The organism is Pseudomonas sp. (assembly GCF_017744435.1).
Taxonomy (GTDB): Bacteria; Pseudomonadota; Gammaproteobacteria; order Pseudomonadales; family Pseudomonadaceae; genus Aquipseudomonas.
In genome coordinates, this window is record NZ_JAGIBG010000006.1 from 63,936 (window position 1) to 87,920 (window position 23,985).

The window sequence follows — 23,985 nt, forward strand, 5'->3', positions numbered from 1 at the left end:
GCCCATCGCCGGCAAGCACGGCTCCCACAAGGATCGCGTCCTACTTTGCAATCTGTAGCGGGACGCTAAAGCGCCACGAAATCAGGCCGATAACCCGGTACCCCCTGTCTCCCACGAAGGTCACCATGGCCACGCAAAATGCCCGCGCGGATTCGCTGTCGCTGCTGCTGTTCACCCTGCGCAGCGGCAAGCTGATGGCAATCAACCTGCTCAAGGTCAGCGAGATCATCCCCTGCCCGCCACTGACCAAGCTGCCCGAGTCGCACCCGCACGTGAAAGGCGTGGCGACCCTGCGCGGCAACTCGCTGTCGGTGATCGACCTGTCCCGGGCCATTGGCGAACGCCCGCTGGCCGACCCGGACGGCGGCTGCCTGATCGTCACCGAGATCAGCCGTTCGCGCCAAGGCTTGCATGTGCAGGCCGTGAGCCGCATCGTCCATTGCCTGAGCACCGACATCAAGCCGCCACCGTTCGGCTCGGGCAACCGTTCGTTCATCACCGGCGTGACCCGGGTCGACAACACGCTCGTTCAGGTGCTGGACATCGAAAAGGTCATCCACGGCATCGCCCCGCCCGAACCGGAGCCACTACCAGGTGAACTGAGCGAGGAAGACGCCAGCCTGCTGGCCGCCGCCAACATCCTGGTGGTCGACGACAGCCAGGTGGCGCTGCAGCAGTCGATGCACACCCTGCGCAACCTCGGCATCGACTGCCACACCGCACGCAGCGCCAAGGATGCGATGAACGTGCTGCTGGAGCTGCAAGGCACCGCCCAGGAGATCAACATCATCGTTTCGGACATCGAAATGTCCGAGATGGACGGCTATGCGTTTACCCGCACCCTGCGCGAGACGCCAGACTTCCAGCACCTCTATGTGCTGCTGCACACCTCGCTGGACAGCGCCATGAGCAGCGAGAAAGCCAGGCTGGCCGGGGCCAATGCCATCCTCACCAAGTTCTCTTCGCCCGACCTGACCGACTGCCTGGTGACAGCGGCCCGGACCGTGGTGTTTGCCGAGCGCTGAAGCACGTGTTGTCATATTCGGCGACAAACTCCCTGGCTTGCCGCCAGGGATGACTCGGGCATAATTCGCGCCCCTCGGATCAATTGCCGGAACCTCGTATGAAGTTTTTCAGCTCTCTCCTGATCGCCTGCGCCCTGTTCAGCGGTGTTGCCCAGGCCTCCAGCAGCCAGGCCTGGAACGAGCAGCGCCAGCAGATGCTCAAGGCCTGCCTTAAAGCCAGCCAGTTCAAGGATGCCCACGCCCGCGGCAAGCCGGCGGAGTTCGATGACCAGGTCGGTTTCAGCGCCCTGCTGATCGAAGGGGTTTATCCACAGAAGCACATGCAGCAACAGACGGGCACCGAGCTGTGCCTGTACGACCGCAAGCAGCAGCAGGCCTTTGTCAGCGAATGGAACCCGGACGCCAAGTGAACGACAGCCTGCGGTTTGCCTGTACCGGTTGTGGCAAGTGCTGCACCGGCCACCATGTGCCATTGACCCTGGACGAGGCGCGCCAGTGGGCGGCAGCGGGTGGCCAGGTGATCGTCCTGATCGAGGGCTTCGTCACCGATGGGCCGGGCATGCCGGCGGACCAGCGCGAGCATGTGCTGCGTCGCTCGTATCCAGTGCCTTGCGGCGGCAGCGAAGTGCGCGTTGCGGTGACCTTTGCCGCGTTCAACCCGGGGCGCTGTCGCAACCTCGACGACAATGACCTGTGCACCATCTATGAAAGCCGACCGCTGGTCTGCCGCATCTACCCGGTGGAGATCAATCCGCATATTCCACTGCGGCCGGAGAACAAGGACTGCCCACCCGAGGCTTGGGAGCAAGGGCCCGAGCTGATCCACGGCACACTGCCGGTGGACCCGGCGCTGCTGGCGCTGGTGCAGGCTTCGCGGCAGGCGGATCGCGACGATATCGCGGCCAAGGTGGCTATCTGCGAGGCACTGGGGATGACCACCAGCGCGCTCAAAGGCAATGGGTTTACCGCTTATCTGCCGGACATGACGGCCTTTGCCGCGTCTCTAGCGCAGGCGTCATCATGGGCCGGGGCTGAGTGGATCCTGCATGTGGAGCAGCCTGAACTGGTGAATGATTTGCAGGCTCGGGGATTGCGGACCACTGCCCAAGCGCCAGTCTACTATGCCTTCATCGGGTTTTAGGTAAGCAGGTCCGGCCTCTTCGCGGGCACGCCCGCTCCCACAGGGTCACCACAAACTCACGGCCTTGCGCGATACCTGTGGGAGCGGGCGTGCCCGCGAAGGGCCGCAAAGCGGCCCCAATAACTGTCAGGCGCTGCGGTTCAAGCCCATTTCCATATCATTGATCAGTGCCTTGGCCATGGCACTGAGAATCCTTGCGGCACTGCCTGCGATCAGGTTGCCCTCCATCTCCGCCTCTTCGCTCAAATGGCGGATACAACCAAGCAAGACCGACAACTCATCGAAGGCATGATCGAGGGGGATGCCCGGCTGGATGGCGTACAGGTCGAGGAAGGTTTCTTTGCCGGCTGTGCTGCGTGACTTCAGCTCATTGCTCATGTGCCATCTCCCGCGTTGCCATGTGGGAGAACAGGGTACGGAGCAGCTCGGTGAGGATATTCATGTTTTCCAGCAGGACCTGGCGGTGCTCTTGGGATTCGGTTTCGAGCAAGACCTGAATGGTGCTGGAGAGGCTGTCCATGAGAGCGGCAGCGTGGGGTTTGGCGTCTTCGACGGTTAGGTCGGCGATTATTGTGAGGTAAGGGAGTGGGAACGAGGGTGGTGGATCTGGAACTATTTTTTTCATGAGGATTACCGGATGGAAATATCGAGAAGCAACCACCTTGCTCTTTCTCACGGATTGGGTGGCAGCCGTACGCGAGGTGAGAAAACCGCGTCCACCCACCGCGGCCCAGACCGAAGTCTGCACGCGCACGGCTGCCATAACTCATGGGCATTCGGGGGGACAACCGCAGCTTTCTCACGGCCGCTCGCCGTTTTTGGCGAACCGTGAAGTTATCGCTGAAGCAGTTCCCCGCCTATCAGACGCCATCCGACAGAGCGCGTAGGATAATTCGTCCCCCCTGCGCTCTTGAAGCATTTGGTTTCAGATTCAGACTCTTCCTACAGCTGATAGCCTTTTGCTTTCTATTCAGCTCGAACCTGTCACCGCTGTCAGCCAGCTGTCACGCTGCCGACCCGGTCACAGCGCTATAAACTCCAATACACACCTCCGTTCCCCACCCCTTGGCCAAGGTGCCCGCGCCGATGCGACGTCCTTCCCGTTCTGTACTTCTCGCCGCGTTGGCGCTGCTCGTTCTGGTGGCCCTGGGCGTCTGGTATGGCCAGCGCCAGGAAGCCTCCACGCCCCGCGCGCAAGCGGCGATCCCGGTGCGCGTGGTCAGCGTCGCCCAGCAGGACGTGCCGCGCTACGCCAGTGCCATCGGCTCGGTGCTGTCGCTGCACAGCGTTGAAGTGCGGCCACAGGTCGAAGGCGTGCTGACCCAGGTGCTGGTCAAGGAAGGCCAGTGGGTGAAGGAAGGCGACCTGCTCGCCACCCTGGATGACCGCGCAATCCGCGCCACGCTCGACCAGGCCCGCGCCCAGCTCGGCCAGAGCCAGGCACAGATCCAGGTGGCCGGTGTCGACCTCAAGCGCTACCGCCTGCTCAGCACCGACGATGGCGTGTCCAAACAAACCCTTGATCAACAGCAGGCGCTGGTCAACCAGCTGCAGGCCACGGTCAAGGGCAACCAGGCGGCCATCGCCAATGCCGAGGTGCAGCTGTCGTACACGCAGATCCGCTCGCCGGTGACCGGGCGTGTCGGCATCCGCAATGTCGACCCCGGCAACCTGGTGCGCACCACGGATACCCAAGGACTGTTCAGCGTCACCCAGATCGACCCGATCGCCGTCGAGTTCGCCCTGCCGCAACAGATGCTGCCGACCTTGCAAGCCTTGCTCAAGGCGCCAACCCCGGCGCTGGTCGAGGCCTACATGGACGCCGACGGCGAACGCAATCTGCTCGGCGAAGGCCACCTGGCGCTGATCGACAACCAGATTTCGGCCAACACCGGCACGGTGCGGGTCAAGGCCGAATTCGACAACAAGGACGGCCACCTGTGGCCGGGGCAACTGGTCACCATCCGCCTGCGCACGGCGGTCGAGGAAAACGCCCTGGTGGTGCCGCCGCCAGTGGTGCAGCGGGGCGTCGACGGGCACTTCGTCTACCGCCTGGACGGTGACAAGGTCACCAGCGTGCCGGTCAAGGTGCTGTACCAGGACAGCGGCCTGAACATCATCGCCGGGGTCAAGCCGGGCGAACGCCTGGTGCTCGACGGCCAGTCACGGCTCAAGCCCGGCTCGCGGGTCGAGGTCACCCCGGACGCTCCGCCGCCGGCGGAAATGGCTGACCGCAGGAGCCAGCCATGAATACCCGCAACGGTGTCTCGGCCTGGTGCATCGACCACCCGATCGCCACCTTGCTGCTGACCTTCGCCCTGGTGCTGCTCGGCGCCATCGCCTTCCCGCGGCTGCCGGTGGCACCGCTGCCCGAAGCGGACTTCCCGACCATCCAGGTCACCACCCAGCTGCCCGGTGCCAGCCCGGAAACCATGGCGTCTTCTGTGGCCACGCCGCTGGAGGTGCAGTTCAGTGCCATCCCCGGCATGACCCAAATGACCAGCAGCAGTGCGCTGGGCTCGACCACGCTGATCCTGCAATTCACCCTCGACAAGAACATCGACACCGCCGCCCAGGAAGTCCAGGCGGCGATCAACACCGCCACCGCCCGCCTGCCCCAGGACCTGCCCAACCCACCGACCTGGCGCAAGGTCAACCCGGCCGACAGCCCGGTGCTGGTGCTCACCGTCAGCTCCGCGCAGATGCCTGGCAATGACCTCAGCGACTACGCCGAGACCTTGCTGGCGCGCCAGCTCAGCCAGATCGAAGGGGTCGGCCTGATCAACATCACCGGCCAGCTGCGCCCGGCCATCCGCGTGCAGGCCCAACCGGAAAAACTCGCCGCCATCGGCCTGACACTGGCCGATGTGCGCCAAGCCATCCAGCAGACCAGCCTGAACCTGGCCAAGGGCGCGCTGTACGGCGAACACAGCGTCTCGACCATCGCCGCCAACGACCAGCTGTTCCACCCTGAGGACTACGCCCAGCTGATCGTCTCGTACCGCAACGGCGCGCCGGTGCACCTCAAGGACGTGGCCAAGGTCATCAACGGTGCCGAGAATGCCTACGTCAAAGCCTGGTCCGGCGACCAACCGGGGCTCAACCTGGTGGTGTTCCGCCAGCCCGGGGCGAATATCGTCGACACCGTCGACCGGGTGCTGGCCGCCCTGCCCAAGTTGCAGGAAATGCTCCCGGCGTCGATCGAAGTGTCAGTGCTGCAGGACCGCACCCAGACCATCCGCGCCTCCTTGCACGAGGTGGAACTGACCCTGATGATCGCCGTGGCCCTGGTGATCGGGGTGATGGCGCTGTTCCTGCGCCAATGGTCGGCAACCATGGTGGTGTCCAGCGTGCTCGGCGTGTCGCTGATCGCCAGTTGCGCACTGATGTATGTGCTGGGCTTCAGCCTCAACAACCTCACGCTGGTGGCCATCGTCATCTCGGTGGGCTTCGTGGTGGACGACGCCATCGTCGTGGTGGAGAACATCCACCGCCACCTGGAGGCCGGCGACGACAGCCGCACGGCGGCGCTCAAGGGCGCGGGCGAGATCGGCTTCACCGTGGTGTCGATCAGCTTCTCGCTGATCGCCGCGTTCATCCCGCTGCTGTTCATGGGCGGTGTGGTCGGCCGGCTGTTCAAGGAGTTCGCCCTGACCGCCACTTCGACCATCCTGATTTCGGTGATGGTGTCGCTGACCCTGGCACCCACCTTGTGCGCATTGTTCATGCGTCGCCCGCCCGGCGAGCAGCACGGTGGCTTCGGCGAGCGCCTGGTGAAGTGGTACGAAAAAGGCCTGAACCGTGCCCTCGCCCACCAGCGCCTGACCCTGGGCGTGTTCGGCGTGACCCTGGCCCTGGCCGTGGTCGGGTATGTCGGCATCCCCAAGGGTTTCTTCCCGCTGCAAGACACCGGTTTCATCCTCGGCACCACCGAGGCGGCGGCAGACGTGTCGTACCCGTCGATGGTCGAAAAGCACCTGGCGCTGGCGAAGATCATCGGTGAAGACCCGGCGGTGCAGGCCTACTCCCATTCTGTGGGGGTCACCGGCAGCAACCAGACCATCGCCAACGGCCGCTTCTGGATCGCCCTCAAGCCGCGAGGTGAGCGCGACGTGTCGGCCAGCGAGCTGATCGACCGACTGCGGCCGAAGCTGGCCCAAGTGCCGGGTATCGTCCTGTACATGCGTGCCGGCCAGGACATCAACCTCAGCTCCGGCCCGTCGCGCACCCAGTACCAGTACGTGCTCAAGAGCAACGACGGCGTGGCGCTGAACCTGTGGACCCAGCGCCTGACCGACCGTCTGCGGGAAAACCCGGTGTTCCGCGACCTGTCCAACGACTTGCAGCTGGGCGCCAGCGTCACCCGCATCGACATCGACCGCCAGGCCGCGGCGCGCTTCGGCCTGACCACCACCGACGTCGACCAGGCGCTGTACGATGCCTTCGGCCAGCGGCAGATCAGCGAGTTCCAGACCGAGACCAACCAGTACAAGGTGATCCTCGAACTGGACGCGAAGCAGCGCGGCAAAGCCGAGAGCCTGAACTTCTTCTACCTGCGCTCGCCGCTGACCAACGAGATGGTGCCGCTGTCGGCCCTGGCGCATGTCGCTCCGCCGAGCACCGGCCCGCTGTCGATCAGCCACGACGGCCTGTTCCCGGCGGCCAACCTGTCGTTCAACCTGGCCCCCGGCGTGGCCCTGGGCGATGCGGTGAAGATCCTTGAGCGTACCCAGCGCGAACTGGGCATGCCCGACTCGATCAGCGGCAACTTCCAGGGCGCGGCCCAGGCCTTCCAGAGTTCGCTGTCGAGCCAGCCGTGGCTGATCCTCGCCGCACTGGTGGCGGTGTACATCATCCTCGGCGTGCTCTACGAGAGCTTCGTCCACCCACTGACCATCATTTCCACCCTGCCCTCGGCCGGCCTGGGCGCGTTGATCTTGCTCTGGGCCATGGGCCAGGACTTCAGCATCATGGGCCTGATCGGCGTGGTGCTGCTGATCGGCATCGTCAAGAAGAACGGCATCCTGCTCATCGACTTCGCCCTGGAGGCCCAGCGCCACCACGGCATGACGCCCGAGCAGGCGATTCACCAGGCGTGCCTGACGCGCTTTCGGCCAATCATCATGACCACCCTCGCCGCCCTGCTTGGCGCGGTGCCGCTGATGTTCGGCTTTGGTGCCGGCGCCGAGCTGCGCCAGCCGCTGGGCATTGCGGTGGTCGGCGGGTTGCTGGTGAGCCAGGCGCTGACGCTGTTCACCACCCCGGTCATATACTTGGCCCTGGAGCGCCTGTTCCACCGCCGCCAGGCCGCCCGTGCGGCGGCGCCAAGTGCCAGCTAGGACAAGACCATGCGTGTGCTGATCATCGAAGACGAAGAAAAAACTGCCGACTACCTGCATCGCGGCCTGACCGAGCAGGGCTTCACCGTCGACCTTGCACGGGACGGCATCGATGGCCTGCACCTGGCCCTGGAGGCCGACTACGCGGTGATCGTGCTCGATGTGATGCTGCCGGGCCTGGACGGCTACGGCGTGCTGCGCGCACTGCGCGCGCGCAAGCAGACGCCGGTGATCATGCTCACCGCCCGCGAGCGCGTCGAAGACCGCATCCATGGCCTGCGCGAAGGCGCCGACGATTACCTGGGCAAGCCGTTCTCGTTCCTTGAACTGGTCGCCCGGCTGCAGGCCCTGACCCGCCGCAGCAGCACCCACGAGCCGTTGCAGATCCAGGTCGGCGACCTGTGGATCGACCTGATGGCGCGCAAGGCCAGCCGCGCCGGCCAGCGCCTGGAGCTGACCGCCAAGGAATTCTCGCTGCTCAGCGTGCTGGCCCGGCGCCAGGGCGAAATCCTCTCCAAGACCGCCATCGCCGAGCTGGTCTGGGACATCAACTTCGACAGCGACGCCAATGTCGTCGAAGTGGCCATCAAGCGCCTGCGTGCCAAGCTCGACGGGCCGTTCGACAACAAGCTGCTGCACACCATCCGAGGCATGGGCTATGTCCTGGAAAACCGCGCCGCTTAACTCCATCGCCCTGCGCCTGTCGGCACTGTTCATCCTGGTGGCGCTGGGGGTGTTCGTGCTGATCGGTTCGGCGCTGTACCGCCAGGTCGACCGCAGCCTCGACCTGCTGCCGGCGGCCGAGCTGGATGCGCGTTTCAGCGTGCTGGAGTCCACCCTCAACCGCTTCGGCACGCCCGAGCACTGGGCCAAGATCAACAACAAGCTCAACCTGCTCAGCGAAGAAGACAAGCGCATCCGCTTCTGGGTGGTCAGCAGCAACCCGGCCTACGAGTATGGCCAGCCCAGCGAGCTGGTCCGCGCCTTCGCCGAGGGCCCGCAGGGCATGCGCGACCTGCGCCTGCCCGACCGGACGTACCCTTACAAGGTACTGGTCAGCGAAATGCCCGCCTTGGGCGAACGCCCGCCGCTGCGTTTTCTGATCGGCATCGACACGGAAACCTTCTGGCAAGCCCAGCACAGCCTGCTGGTAGCCATTGTCGGCCTGGCCGTGCTCGGCGTGCTGCTGGCTTCGGTGCTGGGTTACTGGGTGGCACGCATCGGCCTGCGGCCGCTGCTGGCACTGTCCGTCGAGGCCCAAGCCCTGGCACCGCCGCGCCTGGATGGCCGCTTGCAGACGCAGAACCTGGCACCCGAACTGGCGCAGTTCGCCGGTGCCTTCAATGCCGCGCTGGACCGGGTCAGCCAGGCCTATTCGCGGCTCGAAGCCTTCAACGCCGATGTCGCCCACGAACTGCGCTCGCCGCTGACCAACCTGATCGGCCAGACCCAGGTCGCCCTCACCCGCGGGCGCAGCGCCGAGCATTACTTCGAGGTGCTGCAATCGAACCTGGAAGAGCTGGAGCGCCTGCGCAGCATCATCAACGACATGCTGTTCCTCGCCAGCGCCGACCAGGGCAGCAAGGCCACCGCCCTGACCCAGGCGTCGCTGGCCGAGGAAGTGGCCACCACCCTCGATTACCTCGACTACATCCTCGAAGACGCCCAGGTCAGTGTCAGCGTCAGCGGCGACGCCCAGGCGCCCATCGAAAAGGCCCAGCTGCGCCGGGCGTTGATCAACCTGCTGAACAACGCCGTGCAGCATACGGCGCCGCACCAGGTGATTCGCGTGCATATCGAGGCAGGGCCGGAACAGGTCTGCATCGCCGTGAGCAACCCGGGGCCGGCCATCGACGATGCGCACCTGCCCTTGCTGTTCGAGCGGTTTTACCGGGTGGATGCGGCGCGCAGCAACAGTGGCGGTGGCAACCATGGGCTGGGCCTGGCGATCGTCAAGGCGATCGCGTTGATGCATGGCGGGGAGGTTTTTGTGCGCAGCGCGGCCGGCGCCAACACTTTTGGCATTCGTTTACCTATCTAGAAGCCAGTCTAGGACCCTGTGGGAGCGGGCGTGCCCGCGAAGCAGGCGACACGGTGTATGGCACCGGCTTCGCCGGTGTTCGCGGGCACGCCCGCTCCCACAGGAAATTGCACAAGCCCGCAATACACGAGCAAGCCCTCTAGCCTGCTGGTTTGCGGCCAAGGTCCAATTGCCTTTCCAGCGATCATTACTTTTTGCGCAACAGTGCTTATCGCCAATGACGCTGTTTCCGCAGCACTTTAAGGACTAACTTTACCCCCGTCCTCATAGCACTTGCCCCGCAAGAAGGTAGTTTTAAACATGTCCAACAGTATGGGTATTGCCAGCGTTTTCGTTCTGTCGTCCCTGTTGTTGTCGCCCCTGGCCATGGCCGAAGAATCCCCGGCTTTCGTTGCTCGCACTGCAGAACTTGCCGCGGTTCACCAAGACTCCCGCGAAGCCCTTGCACACAAGGCCGACGCCGGCAAAGACGCAGAACAGACAGCTTCCAAAGTTTCCAGCGACGCCAATGCCGATAGCTGATCGCGCGTTGCACCCGCTCTCGTTTTCCCTTGGCTACGCAATGGGCACCGTTGGTGCCGATATGTTAGCCTTTTAAAGCCGCTGCCGATCAGCGGCTTTTTTTATGTGCTCTAACTTTCAGCCCCGCTGTAACGTACCCCCTATAAAAAGACGCACATTCAAAAAACAAAAACTGCCTCACCGCCAGACCAAAGGAGCTTGTACCGGTGCCTTCCGCGTTTCGTTTTACCCCGCTGTTCATTGCGTTGACTGCAACGATCCCTTTCGCCGCCCAGGCAGATGAAGACAAGGCTGATGGATTCATCGAAGGTTCGTCCTTCAACCTGCATTTCCGTAATGCCTACTTCAACCGCGACAACCACAACGCCGGCGTGCGCGACACCCGCGAGTGGGGCCAGGGCGCGGTCGCACGATTCGAATCAGGCTACACCCCGGGCATGGTCGGCTTTGGCCTCGATGCCCATGCCATGCTGGGCCTGAAGCTCGACGGCGGTGGCGGCCATGCTGGCACCAGCATCCTGCCCGAGCACATCAAGGACAACGGTGAACTGGGCGCAGCCCCGCACTCGTTCTCCACGGCCGGTGCAGCGGTCAAGCTCAAGGCCTTCGACACCGAGTTGAAAGCCGGTGACCTGTTCATCACCAACCCGGTGATCGCTGGCGGTGAAACCCGCATGCTGCCGCAGACCTTCCGCGGTGTGAGCCTGACCAACCACAGCGTCGACGGCCTGCTGCTCGAAGGCGGCCAGGTCAGCTTCACCCACCCGTACAACCAGAGCGGCCACCGTCGTATCGACACCTACTACGGCACCCTGGACGAACACGACAAGAGCAAGCACCTGAACTGGGCGGGCGCGTCTTGGAGCGGCACCGAGAACATCACCACCAACCTGTACGCGGCCGAGCTGAAGGACATCTGGAACCAGTACTACGCTGACTTCGACTACACCTACGTGGTCAACGACCTGGTCAGCCTCAACCCGGGCGTGCACTTCTATCACACCCAGGACACCGGCCAGGCGCTGCTGGGCAAGATCGACAACAACACCTACAGCCTGCACTTCACGGTCAATGCCGGCTACCACAGCGTCACCGCCGCCTACCAGCGGGTCAACGGCAACACGCCGTTCGACTACATCAACCTGGGCGACAGCGTGTACCTGGACAACTCGCGCATGTACTCGGACTTCAACGCCCCGAACGAGCGTTCGTGGAAGCTGCAGTACGACTACAACTTCGCCGGTATCGGCATCCCCGGCCTGAGCACGTCGCTGTCGTACTCGCGCGGTGAGGCGGACCTGACCAAGGCCACCCAGGACACCAGCCACTACGACTACTACCGCGCCGATGGCAAGAACGCCATGCACTGGGAGCGGGACCTGGACGTGAAGTATGTGTTCCAGGAGGGTGACCTGAAGGATCTGGCGGTGCAGCTGCGCTATGCCACCCACCGTGGCAGCCAGGGTTATGCCTCGATCGACAGCAACAGCGACAACGATGAAGTGCGGGTGATCGTCGATTACCCACTGAACATCTTCTGATCCCTGTGGGAGCGGGCATGCCCGCTCCCACAGTAAAACTCACTGCAACACGATTCCGTCGGACAAATGTTGTCCGACAATCCGCACTTCCCTAGAATGTCGCCCGCCGCAAATGGCCCTGCCTCAGCAGTAGCGCGCATGCCCACTCGATCACCGCGTTTCGCACTCTACAGGTCGCACCCCGAGCTGATCCTCAACCTGGGCAGTTGCCTTGCCGTGCTCGCCATCGTGGCCATCGTCGGCTACTTGCTGGCTCGCGAGCGCGATAACGTCGAGCAATCGGCCATGCGTTCCTCCAGCAACATCGTGCAGTTGATCGAAAGCGACATCCTGCGCAACGTCGAACTCTACGATCAGTCCCTGCGCGGCCTGATCTGGGCCGTGCGCCACCCGGAGCTACTGAAGGTTGCTCCCGAATTGCGCCAGCAGATCCTGTTCAATCAGACCTTCGCCGCCCCAGTGCGAGGTGACATCCTCTGGCTGAATGCCAAGGGCGATGTGGTAGGTGACTCGATCAGCATCGAACCACGCCAGGCCAACTTCGCCGACACACCGGCCTTCCTGGCTCATCGCGACCACCCGGACCTTGGCTTGTTCATCAGCCCACCCTTCAAGGCAAGGCTGGGCGACCTCGACTGGTGCATCAGTTTCAGCCGGCGCATCTCTGCAGCTGACGGCTCCTTTGCGGGGCTGGCCGCAGGCGCGTTGCGCCTGTCCTACTTCAATCAGCTGTTCCAACGCCTGGACATCGGTGACGAGAGCAGCATCAACCTGCTCAATACCGACGGCCAGTTGCTCGCCCGCCAGCCAACCCGGGACAAGGATCCGCTGATCGGCACCAACTTCGGCGACCGGCCCAACTTCAAGCGAATTCTGAGCGAACGCAGCGGCAGCTTCACCGCCAGGTCCAGCGTGAACGGCACCCAGCGCATCTATACCTTTGCCCGGGTGGCCGACCTTCCCTTGATCGTGCTGGTGGTGCATTCGGCCGAGGAAGTCTTCCAGTCGTGGCGACGTACCGCCATTGTCGTCAGCGTCGCAACGGGCGTGCTGTGTATCGGCATTCTCTGGCTGACGTTGCTGCTGGGCCGCGAACTGCGCCGCCGCCACGAAGCCGAACGAGGCCTGGCAACACTCGCCGCCACCGACAGCCTGACCGGCTTGGCCAACCGCCGCCGGCTGGACCAGGTACTACGCCAGGAATGGTCGCGCGCGCAGCGCAACCGCAAGCCGTTGGCGGTACTGATGGTGGATGTGGATCATTTCCGGGCATTCAACCAGCGCCATGGCCATGCAGGGGGTGACCATGCATTGCGTGAGGTCGCCAGCACACTGCAGCTGTGTATCCGTCGCCCGGCAGACCTGGCCGCGCGCTACGGTGGCGAAGAATTTCAGGTGATCTTGCCGGAGACCGAACTGGCCGGCGCGCTGCTGCTGGCCGAGCGCGTTCGCGCCCAGGTCGAGGCGCTGGCACCGTTTGCCGATGATGCGCACTCGGTGACAGTGAGCATCGGCGTCGGGGTCTATATCCCCGGCACCCAGCAAGATCTCACACAAGTGCTGGGTGCCGCGGACGAAGCGCTCTACCGGGCCAAGGCCAATGGCCGCAACCGGGTCGAGGGGCCGCTGGACTAGGAACGGGCGCGGGCGGCGTTGCGCAGCGCTTTCACCTGGTCGTGGTTACGCTGCACGCCCTGCAGTTGTTTCTCTACCAGCGCATAGCTTTGATCACTGGCCATGCGGCCCAGCTTGACCAGTTTCTCACGTGCTTCCTTGTAGGCCTTGAGGGCATGGTCTTCGCCGCGCTCCACTTCATTGAGCACCGCTTCCTCATCCTTTCCGGTGACCATCGACTTCAGGTTGACCCAGCCACGGTGCAGGTCGCCGCTGATGCTGGTGGAGGTTTCCGGGTCGCCACCCAGGCGACGCACTTCACTTTGCAGCTCGGCTGCCGCATTGGCGCATTCACCGGCGCGCTGGACGAAGAAGGCCTTCAATTCGGGGTTCTTCACATCATCGGCCGAAGCCTTGAAGCCTTTTTCGCCATCCTTGCTGTATTCGACCAGGTCGTTAAGCACATCGATCACGTCTTTGTTGGGGTTGCTCATGGCACGAACTCCTTGGCAGGTGGTAGTCACCTGTACCGGAGCAGCCTTCATGCCAAGCCGCGGACTTAAAATAAATCCTTTTGAATCATGTAGTTAGAATATTCATCGAACAGCATGAAAACGGCGTTATGCATGATTGCCGCTTGGGTGCTCGTGCAGATTGCAGTATGGTCGGCGCTCATTCACTGCCAGGCTTCGTCGATGAAACCGGAAATGCTCGAACTGCTGGTTACCCGCACCATGCCCTTTGGCAAGTACCAGGGGCGGATCATTGCCGACCTGCCGGGGGATTACCTGGCCTGGTTTGCGCGCAAGGGGTTTCCGGCGGGGGAACTGGGTGGGTTGCTGGCCTTGATGCACGAGGTCGACCATAACGGCCTGGGCGATCTGCTGGTGCCGTTGCGGCAGGAGCATCGGCGTTGACCTGTACCGGCCTCTTCGCGGCTAAAGCCGCTCCCACAGGTACATCGCTATTCCTGTGGGAGCGGCTTTAGCCGCGAAAGGGCCGGCAATGCCAACAGAAGGCTTCAACCTTTCACAGGCGCAACGGCCAACTCCACCCGCTCGCTCTTCTTGATCACTGCATACACCAGTGCCGTCACCAGGCTCCCCGCCACAATCGCCAGCAGATACAACAGCGCATGGTTGATCGCATTGGGGATCAGCAACACGAACAGCCCGCCATGGGGCGCCATCAGCTTGCAGCCGAAGTACATCGACAGCGCACCGGTCAAGGCGCCACCGGCGATGCTCGCCGGGATCACCCGCAGTGGGTCCTTGGCCGCGAACGGGATCGCCCCTTCGGAGATGAAGCACAGCCCCAGCGCCAACGCCGCCTTGCCCGCCTCGCGCTCGCTCTGGGCGAACTTGCGCCGGGCGAGGAAGGTGGCGATGCCCAGGCCGATCGGCGGCACCATGCCGGCGGCCATGGTCGCCGCCATCGGCGCATAGCTGGAGGACGCCAGCAGCCCCACCGAGAAGGCATAGGCGGCCTTGTTGATCGGCCCGCCGAGGTCGACGCACATCATCCCGCCCAGCAGCAGCCCGAGCAGGATGGCGTTGGTGGTGCCCATGCTGTCGAGGAAGTGCGTCAGCCCTTCGAGCATGGCCGCCACCGGCTGGCCGACCACGTAGATCATCACCAGGCCGGTGAACAGGCTGGCCAGCAACGGGATGATCAGGATCGGCTTGAGCGCATCCAGGCTGCTCGGCAGGCGCGCCCAGCGGGCGATGGCCTTGGCGCTGTAGCCGGCGAGAAAGCCGGCGACGATGCCACCGATGAAGCCGGCACCCAAGGTGCTGGCCAGCAGGCCGCCGATCATCCCCGGCGCCAGGCCCGGGCGGTCGGCGATGGACCAGGCGATGTAACCGGCGAGCAGCGGCACCATCAGCTTGAACGCCGCCTCGCCGCCGATCTGCATCAGCGCGGCGGGCAAGGTGCCCGGCTCCTTGTAGGCTTCGATGCCGAAGACAAACGACAGGGCAATCAGCAAACCGCCGGCCACCACCATCGGCAGCATGAATGAAACACCGGTCAGCAAGTGCTTGTAGACACCGGTTTTCTCAGCCTTGGCCGGTGCCGCTGATGCAGCATCCGCAACACTTTCGACCTTGGCCTCGACCAAGGCTTTTTCCAGGGTCGCACGCGCCTGCTTGAGGGCGATACCGGTGCCGCAACGGTAGATACGCTTGCCGGCAAAGCGCGCCGTCGGCACCTCGATGTCAGCGGCCAGCAGCACCACATCGGCATCGGCAATGGCCTGGGCCGACAGCGGGTTGCGCGCGCCGACCGAGCCCTGGGTCTCGACGGTGAGCTGGTAATCCAGCTGTTGTGCCGCCTGTTGCAAGGCTTCGGCAGCCATGAAGGTATGTGCCACGCCCGTCGGGCAGGCGGTGACCGCAACAATCCGTACCGCCGCTGCAAGCACCTCGCTGGGAGCCTGGGCGGCCAGCACTTCGGCCTTGCCCGCCGCCTCGTCAAGGAAGCCTTCACGGTCGGCCAGGGCTTGCGCCGGGGTGCTCTGGTACAGGCGCTTGCCGTCGAAGCGCGCCAGGTCCACCGGGCCGGTGCTGACTACCAGCACCCAATCGGCCTCGGCGATCTGCGCAGGCGTCAGCTGGCGTTCGGGATGCTCGGCATCCTGCACTTCGACACTGGTGCTCCAGCCGCGGCGCTGGGCCGCAGCCGCCAGCAGGCGGGCGCTGAGCACGCTGGACACCTGCCCGTTGGGGCAGGCGGTGACTATGGCGATGTTCATCGGCAACCCTCTTGTTGTTCTGTCAGTTGCACGGCGGCTTCAAGGCGCACCAGCTGCTCACGGTCGCAGATGCCGAAGCCGACCTGGGTCACGGCTTGCGCGGCGATGGCCGTGGCGCGGCGCAATGTCTGCTGCGGGCATTCCGCTGCCAGCAGGCCGTGGACCATACCGGCGACCAGCGAATCACCCGCGCCCACGGTACTGGCTACCCGCACCTGGGGCGGGCGCGCCTGCAGCGCCAGGCCCGCGGCGAACCAGCTGACGCCCTGCTCGCCCGCCGACACCACCACGTGCTCGACCCCACTGGCCAGCAGTTGCTCGGCAGCAGCGCGCTGCTCGGCGCTGGTCTGCACGGCCAGGCCCAGCACTTCGCCCAGCTCTTCGGTATTGGGTTTGACCAGCCAAGGGGCACTCTGCAGACCGGCACGCAACGCCTCGCCGCTGCTGTCGAGGGCCACTTTGAGCCCTTGCACCTGCAACTGCTCGAGCAGCTGGCGGAACCACTCCGGGCTTATGCCACGCGGCAGGCTGCCCGCGACCACCACCGCGTCGTGCCCCGGCGCCACTTGCTGCAGGCGGTGCAGCAGCTCGGCGCGGGCGGCTTCGTCGACCTCCGGCCCCTGGCCGTTGATGTCGGTGACCCGACCATCGGCCTCGACCAGCTTGAGGTTGCTGCGGGTTTCACCGGCCACCCGCACGAAGCAGTCGGCAAACCCGCGCCGGGCGATCAACGCCTCGAACGGTTGCGGGTTGTCGCGGCCCAGGAAGCCCCCGACAGTAACGCTGTGGCCCAGATCGGCCAGCACCTGGGCCACGTTCAGGCCTTTGCCCGCAGCGTGACTTTGCTGAGCCTGGGCGCGGTTGACATGCCCGGGGCGCAAAGTGTCGAGGCTGACGGTGATGTCCAGCGCCGGGTTCAGGGTCAGGGTGAGGATCTTGGCCATTCAGTAACGCTCCACCAGCGCGCGAACCGCCGCGGCGCTGTCCTGTTGCAAGGCCTCGCGCGCCAGGGCGCGGGCCGTTTGGTGATCAGCCTGGCGCACCAGGGCTTTGACTTCGGCAATGCTGCGGGCGGCCACGCTCAGTTCGTCCACATCCAGCCCCAGCAGCACGGCCACCGCCTGCGGGTCGGCGGCCAGTTCGCCGCACACGCCTACCCACTTGCCCTCAGCGTGAGCCGCGCGCACGGTCATGTCGATCAGGCTCAGCACCGCCGGGTGCAGGCCATCGGCCTGGGCAGACAGGCTCGGGTGGCCACGGTCGATGGCCAGGGTGTACTGGGTCAGGTCGTTGGTACCGATGCTGAAGAAGTCCACTTCACGGGCCAGCTGCGGCGCCAGCAAGGCGGCGGACGGCACCTCGACCATGATCCCGACCTGCAGGTCAGCGACCGGGGTTTCCAGGCGCAGGCGCTCGACCATGGCCCGCGCCTCACGCCATTCGTGAATTTGCCCGACCATGGGGAACATGATGCGCAGGGGCCGCTGATCGGCGGCACGCAGCAGGGCGCGCAACTGGTCTTCCATGATCTGCGGGCGTTGCAGGGTCAGGCGCACGCCGCGCACGCCGAGAAACGGGTTTTCTTCGGCGTCTATCGGCCAGTACGGCAACGGTTTGTCGCCCCCCACATCGAGGGTACGCACCACCAGTGGCCGGCCGCCGAGGCCGTCGAGTACGCGGCGGTACTCCGCTTCCTGGGTAGCGACATCGGGTGCCTGGGAGTGGGCCATGAAGATCAGTTCGGTGCGCAGCAGGCCAACGCCTTCGGCGCCCTGCTCCACCACCTTGTCGATGCCGCTGCTTTCGCCGATGTTGGCGAACACTTCGATGGCATGGCCATCGCGGGTCACTGCCGGTTCATGGCGCTGGGCCCAGGCGGCTTGCAGGCGTTGTTCGCGCCGGTCGCGTTCGGCCAGGGCGCGTTGCAGCTCGTCGGCGGGCGGTGCGACGCTGACCACGCCGCGCTGGCCGTCGAGCAGCAGCGGTGTGCCGGAAGCGAGCAGCAGGATCGCCGGGCCCGCACCGACCACCGCCGGGATGCCCAGGGCACGGGCGACGATCGCGCTGTGCGCGGTGGCACCGCCGTGAGCCGTGACGATGCCGGCGACACGGGCCGGGTCCAGGCGGGCGACATCGGAAGGGCCGACTTCGCCCATGACCAGCACATAGGGTTGTTCCGGCTCGGCCTGGGCCTGCACGCCGCACAGCTGGGCCAGCACCCGGCGACCAATGTCGCGCAGGTCGGCAGCGCGCTCGGCCAGCAGGGCATCGTGCAGCGCTTCCTGCTGGCGCGCTGCGGCTTCGATCACCGCCATCCAGGCCGCCGCCGCGCTTTCGCCCTGAGCCAGGCGAGCGTCGACATCGTCGCTCAGGGCCGGGTCGGCGAGCATTTCCTGGTGGGTGACGAAAATCTCGCCAATCGACTTGTCGCTGCGCTGCACCAGCGCCTGCAATTCGCCATTCACGGCATTCAGCGCGTCGCGCAGCTTCAGGCGCTCCTGGGCGGGCGACTCGCCGCGCAGCGGATAATCGATATCGCGCTCGACGCAGACATGCGCCGGCCCACTGGCGATCCCCGGCGATGCACTGACGCCCTGGATGTGGCTGCCCGCAGCAGGCGCCTGGACTGCCACGGCGGTGCCGGCAACGTCCGCTGTGGTGGTCTGCACCAGCGGCTCGACCTCTTCGCCCAGGCCTTGCTCGATGGCGGCCAGCAGCACGGGCAAGGCATCGCCGGCAATCGATGGTTCAGCGCTCAGCTCAAGTTCCTGGCCACGGCGAGCACCGAGGCTGAGCAGCTTGCTCAGGCTCTTGATCGAAACCGCCGGCTGCGCACTGTCGAGCACCCGCACGCGAATTTCGCCCTCGAAGCCCTTGGCCAGTTGCGCCAGCACCTTCGCCGGGCGGGCATGCAGCCCATGCGGGTTGGCCAGCACGATACGCGCAGTGGGCCAGTCAACCGGTGCCTCACCGCCCAGCACTTCGAGTACCGCGCGGCTGCTGGTGGCCTGGTAGAGCGTTTGCCCACGGCCTTCGATCAGCACTTCGCACAGGCGTTCGAGCAGCGCCTGGTGGGCCGCGCCGAGGCTCGCCAGGCAGAACAGGCCATTGAGCGGCTGGTCGCGATAGCGCAGGGGCTGCTGCGGGGTGATGAAGGCGAGGCCGGGTTGGCGCACCTGGCGCTCGCTGTGCAGCCACCACAGGCCCTCGCCCAGTGGCAAGGGGTCGGCCTGTTGCAGCACGGCCGCGAAGCCGCTGTCGACGCAACCGGCGCGCTGCAGCAGTCGCGCACCGCGCCAGGCCAGCTCATCGAAATCTTCAGCCGGCAGGTTCAGGCCGACCAGTTGCGCGTCCAGCGCCAGTTCCTGCGGCGCACCTTGCAGCAGCTTGAGCAATGCCTCGGCAGAGCCGGCCCGGCGCAATGCCTCGGCCAGGTCGGTTTCGCCGAGGGCGCGGGTCAGCAGTTGCAGCAGGCGCAGGTGTTCGTCGGAACGGGCGGCGATGCCGATGGCCAGGTAGACGATCTGGCCATCTCCCCAATCCACGCCTTCGGGGAACTGCAGCAAGCGCACGCCGGTGGCGAATACCAGTTCGCGGGTCTGCGGGGTGCCGTGAGGGATGGCGATGCCCTGGCCAAGGAACGTCGAGCCTTGCGCTTCACGCGCCTGCAGGCCTTCGAGATAACCTTCGGCAACCAGGCCGTCGGCTACCAGCTGATCCGCCAGCAGGCGCAACGCCTCGGCCTTGTCGACGGCCTTCTGGCCCATGGCTATCTGCTCTTTGGCGAGCTCGAGCATGACCTTCTCCTTTTGCAGCCCCGGCTTGGTTTTGATGCCGGGTACTGAGGTATTGTTGTGATATTCACAGAATCAGCCAGTTCGACAGCCTTGCACGCACGGCAGTCGAGGCAGAAAAATTTAATAGCTGAAACGTTTAATCTGACCAAGCGGCCACGTTACTCGATAATCTTCCGAGGAAAAAGCCCCATCCTGTCGGACAATTGCGACAATGGTCGCCTGCGCGTGGCGGCCAACACGGGTCAAACTACCCGGTCCTGGTTCCGTAGCCAGTCCCGGTAATAACAAGGAAAATTCGGTGAAACTCAGCGATATCGCCCGTCTGGCCGGTGTGTCAGTGACCACTGCCAGTTATGTCATCAATGGCAAGGCCGAACAGCAGCGCATCAGCAACAGCACTGTCGAGCGGGTGCGCGCGGTGGTCGAGGCCCATGGCTTCACCCCCAACCCGCAAGCAGCCGGCCTGCGCAGCCGACACACCCGCACCTTGGGCTTCATTCTCCCGGATCTGGAGAACCCCAGCTATGCCCGCATCGCCAAACAGCTCGAGCAAGGCGCCCGCGCCCGTGGCTACCAGCTGCTGATTGCCAGCAGCGACGACCAGCCCGACAGTGAGCGCCAGTTGCAGCAGCTGTTCCGCGCCCGCCGTTGTGATGCCCTGTTCGTCGCCAGCTGCCTGCCACCGGAGGACGACAGCTACCGTGAGCTGCAGGACAAGGGCCTGCCGGTGATCGCCATCGACCGGCGCCTGGACCCGGCACACTTCTGCTCGGTGATCAGCGACGACCGCGATGCCAGCCGCCAGCTGGCCGATAGCCTGCTGGCCACCGCGCCGAAAAGCATCGCGCTGATCGGTGCCCGCCCGGAGCTGTCGGTCAGCCAGGCCCGCGCCGGTGGTTTCGACGAAGCCATGCAAGGTTTCGGCGGCGTGGTCCGCCGCTATCAGGGCGAGGGCTTCAGCCGTGAATGCGGCCAACGCCTGATGCAGCAGCTGATCGACGAACAAGGCGGCTTGCCGGATGCCCTGGTGACCACCTCCTACGTGCTGCTGCAGGGGGTATTCGATACCTTGCAGGCGCGCCCGGCCGATTCGCGCCAGCTGCACCTGGGCACCTTCGGTGACAACCAGTTGCTCGACTTCCTGCCACTGCCGGTCAACGCCATGGCCCAGCAGCACGGCCTGATCGCCGCCACCGCGCTGGAGCTGGCCCTGGCCGCCATCGAAGAAAAGCGCTACGAGCCCGGCGTGCACGCCATTGGCCGGACCTTCAAGCAACGCATCAGCGCGGCCTGACCATGCGCCTGATCGACACCCACACCCACCTGGACTTCCCCGACTTCGACGCCGACCGCCCGCGCCTGCTGGCCAACGCGGCGGCGCGTGGGGTGGAGCGCTTGGTGGTTCTGGGGGTGTACCAGGCGAATTTCCAGCGGGTGTGGGACCTGGCCTGCGCGGAAGGCAACGTGCATGCGGCGCTGGGGCTGCACCCGATCTACCTGGAGCAGCACCGGCCGGAGCATCTGACGCAACTGCGCGACTGGCTGGAGCGCCTGCAAGGTGATCCACGGCTGTGCGCAGTCGGCGAGTTCGGCCTGGACTACTACCTCGAAACGCTGGACAAGGAACGCCAGCAGGCACTGTTTGAAGCGCAGCTGCAGATGGCCTGCGACTTCGCGCTGCCAGCCCTGTTGCATGTGCGTCGCAGCCATGCCCAGGTGATTGCCACGCTCAAGCGCTACAAGCCGGTACGGGCGGGGGTGATCCATGCCTTTGCCGGCAGTTACGAAGAGGCGCGCGAGTACATCAAGCTGGGCTTCCGACTTGGCCTGGGCGGTGCAGCGACCTGGCCGCAGGCGTTGCGCCTGCGCAAGACTCTGCCGCGCCTGCCGCTGGAAAGCATCGTGCTGGAGACCGATTCGCCAGACATGGCCCCGGCGATGTTTGCCGGCCAGCGCAACAGCCCGGAGCATCTGCCGGAGATTGCCGAAGCGCTGGCCGAGCTGATGGGCATCGAGGCTGAGGAACTGGCTGAGGCCAGCAGCCGTAATGCCTGTGAGCTTTTTGGCTGGTAGTACTGGCCCATTCGCGGGTAAACCCGCTTCCACATGATCATCACAGGGTCTGAAACCTGCATTTAACCTGTAGGAACGGGTTTACCCGCGAAGAGGCCGGCACAGGCTACACAAGGCCGGCATTAGACCCTGAACGCCCCGATCAGACGCTTCAACTCCACCACCTGCGTCGACAACGCCCGGCTGGCATCTTCGGTCTGGCAAGCGCCTTGGGTCGTATCCTGCGCCGCCCGGTTGATCGCCACGATGTTGCGGTCGATGTCATGGGCCACCGCCGTCTGCTGCTCGACCGCTGCGGCGATCTGCTGGTTCTGCTCGACGATGCCCCCTACCGCCCCAAGGATATTACCCAGCGCCTGTTGCACCTGGCGCGCTTCATCAACCGTACCTGCGGCCATCTGATGGCTGCTGCCCATTGCCCGTACCGCCTGCTCCACGCCGTCGCGCAGGCGCTGGATCATCTGCGCAATCTGCGCGGTGGAGTCCTGGGTACGCCGGGCCAGGGTACGCACTTCATCGGCCACCACGGCAAACCCTCGTCCCTGCTCACCGGCCCGCGCCGCTTCGATGGCCGCATTCAACGCCAGCAGATTGGTCTGCTCGGCAATGCTGCGAATCACCTCCAGCACCTGGCCAATGGCCTGGCTGTCATCGGCCAGCCGATTGATCGCCAGCACGGTCTGGTCGATTTCCTCGGCGAGGCGACCGATGCTCTGTTGTTGGCTGGCCACCAGGGTACGGCCGTTGGCGCTTTCCAGGTTGACCTGCTGCGCGCCATTGGCCGCCAGCGCGGCACTGCGCGCCACCTCCTGCGCGGTGGCGCTCATCTGGTTCATTGCCGTGGCCACCTGCTCGATCTGTTCACGCTGGCCACTGACCGCCTGATTGCTCCGCGCCGACACCGCCAGCACCTGCCCGGCCTGCTCCTCGACGGCTACTACGGTGCGCCCGACCTGGTCGATCAGGCTGCGGATACGCCGTACGGTTTCACTGAAGCCCTGGCCCAACTCACCCAACTCATCACGGCTATGCGCCTGGAAGCTGACCGTCATGTCGCCCGCGGCCACTTTGTCCATGGCACCGCCCAGCCGGCGCAAGGTGGCCCGGGTCGAGACATAGAAGCCGCCATACAAGTACAGGATCAGCACGAAAACACCGGCCAGCAGCGTGCCCAGGGCAAGCATGCGCAGGCGCTGCTCGGCCAGACGCTCCTGCAACTGCCCCTGCAGGTGCGCGAGCACCGCGTCGTTGAGGCGATAGGTCTGCGCCATCAGTTCGCTGACCTGCTGATAGAACGCCGGCCAAGGGGCATCGAGCGATTCCGCCACCACCACCTGCTCCTCGAACAACGACGCAGCCTGCTTGACCGTCGCCTGGCTCGTAGCCGCCGAGCCCGCCAGACGGGTCTTGGCGGCCCGGTCCGCGGCCAGGGCTTCATCCAAGCGCAAGGCATAGTCGGCGCCCAGGCGATCGAGGCGCTGCAGCAGGTCTTCGAAACGTGCACTGCCAGCAGAGTCGATGAACCCCCGGCCCAGTGCAACGGCGCCCATGGCCCGGCCCTCACCCAGGGCCTGGGTGACCTGCGCCGTGGCGCCCCCCAGCAGTTCGCTCAACTGGCGCACTGACGCCTGGCTGTCCTGGCCCAGGCCGGACTGGCTGACCACCTGCTTGCCCAGTATCTGGGCCTGGGCCAGCAGTTTGTCGAACAGTGCAACCTTGTTCTGCAGCGACGACTCTGCCCGGGCACTGGTAAATGCGCTGGCCAACTCTTCGAGTTTGCCTTGTGGTACCGCCTCATCCCCTTGCAACGTGTGCAACTGTGCCTGGACCTTGTCCTGCAAGGCAGCGACACGCGCCTCCAGGTCCCCGGCCTGGCCCGACTGGCCGAGCACGGCATCGATCTGCAACAAGTTGCCAAGCGCCTCCAGGTCAGCGCGCAGGGTCAGGCTGTCCGCCAGCGGGGCAATGCCCTGCAACTCGGCGCGGGTGGCATGGAACTGCTGGTAGGCATCGCGCACCAGATAAAAGCTGGTGGCCAGCATGGGCAGGAAGAACAGGACGCTGATGAGGCTGAACTTCTGGCCGAAGCTCAGCCGATTCATCAAAGCGATGGCCGGGTAGAGCAGACGCTTCACGGGGC

Annotated in this window: 20 protein-coding genes; 13 read left to right on the forward strand and 7 right to left on the reverse strand. The window is 64.9% G+C overall.

The features are described 5' to 3' along the window. Window positions 1-125 precede the first annotated feature (125 nt). From J7573_RS06395 to J7573_RS06405, 3 genes are all read left to right on the forward strand, one after another. On the forward strand, window positions 126-1,025 hold the full coding sequence (locus J7573_RS06395) for a chemotaxis protein (RefSeq protein ID WP_294330886.1): 900 nt from the start codon (window positions 126-128) through the stop codon (window positions 1,023-1,025). Window positions 1,026-1,123: 98 nt separating this feature from the next. Then, complete coding sequence (locus J7573_RS06400; protein ID WP_294330888.1) at window positions 1,124-1,435, forward strand: hypothetical protein; 312 nt, start codon at window positions 1,124-1,126, stop codon at window positions 1,433-1,435. Beyond that, window positions 1,432-2,166: a YkgJ family cysteine cluster protein gene (locus J7573_RS06405; protein ID WP_294330891.1), complete on the forward strand. Its 735-nt coding sequence runs from the start codon at window positions 1,432-1,434 to the stop codon at window positions 2,164-2,166. Before J7573_RS06400 ends, J7573_RS06405 begins: the two co-directional genes overlap by 4 nt. A gap of 126 nt (window positions 2,167-2,292) precedes the next feature. Here the strand turns inward: J7573_RS06405 and J7573_RS06410 are convergent, their stop codons facing one another. After that, window positions 2,293-2,544 (reverse strand): DUF3077 domain-containing protein, encoded by a 252-nt coding sequence (locus J7573_RS06410; protein WP_152956600.1) that lies wholly within the window; start codon window positions 2,542-2,544, stop codon window positions 2,293-2,295. After that, the gene (locus J7573_RS06415) at window positions 2,534-2,920 is read right to left on the reverse strand and encodes a hypothetical protein (RefSeq protein WP_294330899.1); all 387 of its coding nucleotides are present in this window, start codon (window positions 2,918-2,920) and stop codon (window positions 2,534-2,536) included. The genes J7573_RS06410 and J7573_RS06415 overlap by 11 nt, the downstream gene beginning before the upstream one ends. A gap of 332 nt (window positions 2,921-3,252) precedes the next feature. Between J7573_RS06415 and J7573_RS06420 the strand changes: the two genes are divergently transcribed. The 7 genes from J7573_RS06420 (at window position 3,253) to J7573_RS06450 (ending at window position 13,244) form a co-directional block, all read left to right on the forward strand. After that, window positions 3,253-4,416: an efflux RND transporter periplasmic adaptor subunit gene (locus J7573_RS06420; RefSeq protein ID WP_294330901.1), complete on the forward strand. Its 1,164-nt coding sequence runs from the start codon at window positions 3,253-3,255 to the stop codon at window positions 4,414-4,416. Next, window positions 4,413-7,505 carry a multidrug efflux RND transporter permease subunit gene (locus J7573_RS06425; protein ID WP_294330903.1) on the forward strand — a complete coding sequence of 1,031 codons (3,093 nt, stop codon included), beginning with the start codon at window positions 4,413-4,415 and terminating at the stop codon, window positions 7,503-7,505. Before J7573_RS06420 ends, J7573_RS06425 begins: the two co-directional genes overlap by 4 nt. Window positions 7,506-7,514: 9 nt before the next feature. Beyond that, window positions 7,515-8,189, forward strand: coding sequence for a heavy metal response regulator transcription factor (locus tag J7573_RS06430; protein WP_294330905.1), 675 nt, complete (start codon window positions 7,515-7,517; stop codon window positions 8,187-8,189). Continuing rightward, window positions 8,164-9,546 carry a heavy metal sensor histidine kinase gene (locus tag J7573_RS06435; RefSeq protein ID WP_294330907.1) on the forward strand — a complete coding sequence of 461 codons (1,383 nt, stop codon included), beginning with the start codon at window positions 8,164-8,166 and terminating at the stop codon, window positions 9,544-9,546. The genes J7573_RS06430 and J7573_RS06435 overlap by 26 nt, the downstream gene beginning before the upstream one ends. A gap of 300 nt (window positions 9,547-9,846) precedes the next feature. Continuing rightward, window positions 9,847-10,068, forward strand: coding sequence for a hypothetical protein (locus J7573_RS06440; protein WP_060512429.1), 222 nt, complete (start codon window positions 9,847-9,849; stop codon window positions 10,066-10,068). Between the two features lie 206 nt (window positions 10,069-10,274). After that, window positions 10,275-11,609 carry an OprD family porin gene (locus J7573_RS06445; RefSeq protein ID WP_294330915.1) on the forward strand — a complete coding sequence of 445 codons (1,335 nt, stop codon included), beginning with the start codon at window positions 10,275-10,277 and terminating at the stop codon, window positions 11,607-11,609. Between the two features lie 138 nt (window positions 11,610-11,747). Continuing rightward, window positions 11,748-13,244: a sensor domain-containing diguanylate cyclase gene (locus J7573_RS06450; RefSeq protein WP_294330918.1), complete on the forward strand. Its 1,497-nt coding sequence runs from the start codon at window positions 11,748-11,750 to the stop codon at window positions 13,242-13,244. Here the strand turns inward: J7573_RS06450 and J7573_RS06455 are convergent. Then, complete coding sequence (locus J7573_RS06455) at window positions 13,241-13,717, reverse strand: PA2169 family four-helix-bundle protein (RefSeq protein ID WP_294330920.1); 477 nt, start codon at window positions 13,715-13,717, stop codon at window positions 13,241-13,243. The genes J7573_RS06450 and J7573_RS06455 overlap by 4 nt on opposite strands. A gap of 201 nt (window positions 13,718-13,918) precedes the next feature. On the opposite strand from J7573_RS06455, the gene J7573_RS06460 reads away from it, so the two are divergent. Beyond that, window positions 13,919-14,140: a DUF3820 family protein gene (locus tag J7573_RS06460; RefSeq protein ID WP_294331289.1), complete on the forward strand. Its 222-nt coding sequence runs from the start codon at window positions 13,919-13,921 to the stop codon at window positions 14,138-14,140. 104 nt (window positions 14,141-14,244) lie between these two features. Here J7573_RS06460 and J7573_RS06465 read toward each other — a convergent pair whose 3' ends face one another. From J7573_RS06465 to ptsP, 3 genes are read right to left on the reverse strand one after another with little or no spacing between them, the layout of a single operon-like run. Next, window positions 14,245-15,975, reverse strand: coding sequence for a PTS fructose-like transporter subunit IIB (locus J7573_RS06465; protein ID WP_294330922.1), 1,731 nt, complete (start codon window positions 15,973-15,975; stop codon window positions 14,245-14,247). After that, window positions 15,972-16,919, reverse strand: coding sequence for a 1-phosphofructokinase (gene pfkB / locus J7573_RS06470; protein ID WP_294330923.1), 948 nt, complete (start codon window positions 16,917-16,919; stop codon window positions 15,972-15,974). Before pfkB ends, J7573_RS06465 begins: the two co-directional genes overlap by 4 nt. Continuing rightward, the gene (gene ptsP / locus J7573_RS06475) at window positions 16,920-19,772 is read right to left on the reverse strand and encodes a phosphoenolpyruvate--protein phosphotransferase (protein ID WP_294330924.1); all 2,853 of its coding nucleotides are present in this window, start codon (window positions 19,770-19,772) and stop codon (window positions 16,920-16,922) included. 298 nt (window positions 19,773-20,070) lie between these two features. Here ptsP and cra point away from each other — a divergent pair, with 298 nt between their 5' ends. Further along, window positions 20,071-21,066, forward strand: coding sequence for a catabolite repressor/activator (gene cra / locus J7573_RS06480; protein ID WP_294330926.1), 996 nt, complete (start codon window positions 20,071-20,073; stop codon window positions 21,064-21,066). Between the two features lie 2 nt (window positions 21,067-21,068). Continuing rightward, complete coding sequence (locus J7573_RS06485) at window positions 21,069-21,845, forward strand: TatD family hydrolase (protein ID WP_294330928.1); 777 nt, start codon at window positions 21,069-21,071, stop codon at window positions 21,843-21,845. 122 nt (window positions 21,846-21,967) lie between these two features. On the opposite strand, the gene J7573_RS06490 is transcribed toward J7573_RS06485, so the two are convergent. Next, window positions 21,968-23,980: a methyl-accepting chemotaxis protein gene (locus tag J7573_RS06490; protein ID WP_294330930.1), complete on the reverse strand. Its 2,013-nt coding sequence runs from the start codon at window positions 23,978-23,980 to the stop codon at window positions 21,968-21,970. Between the last annotated feature and the right edge of the window lie 5 nt (window positions 23,981-23,985).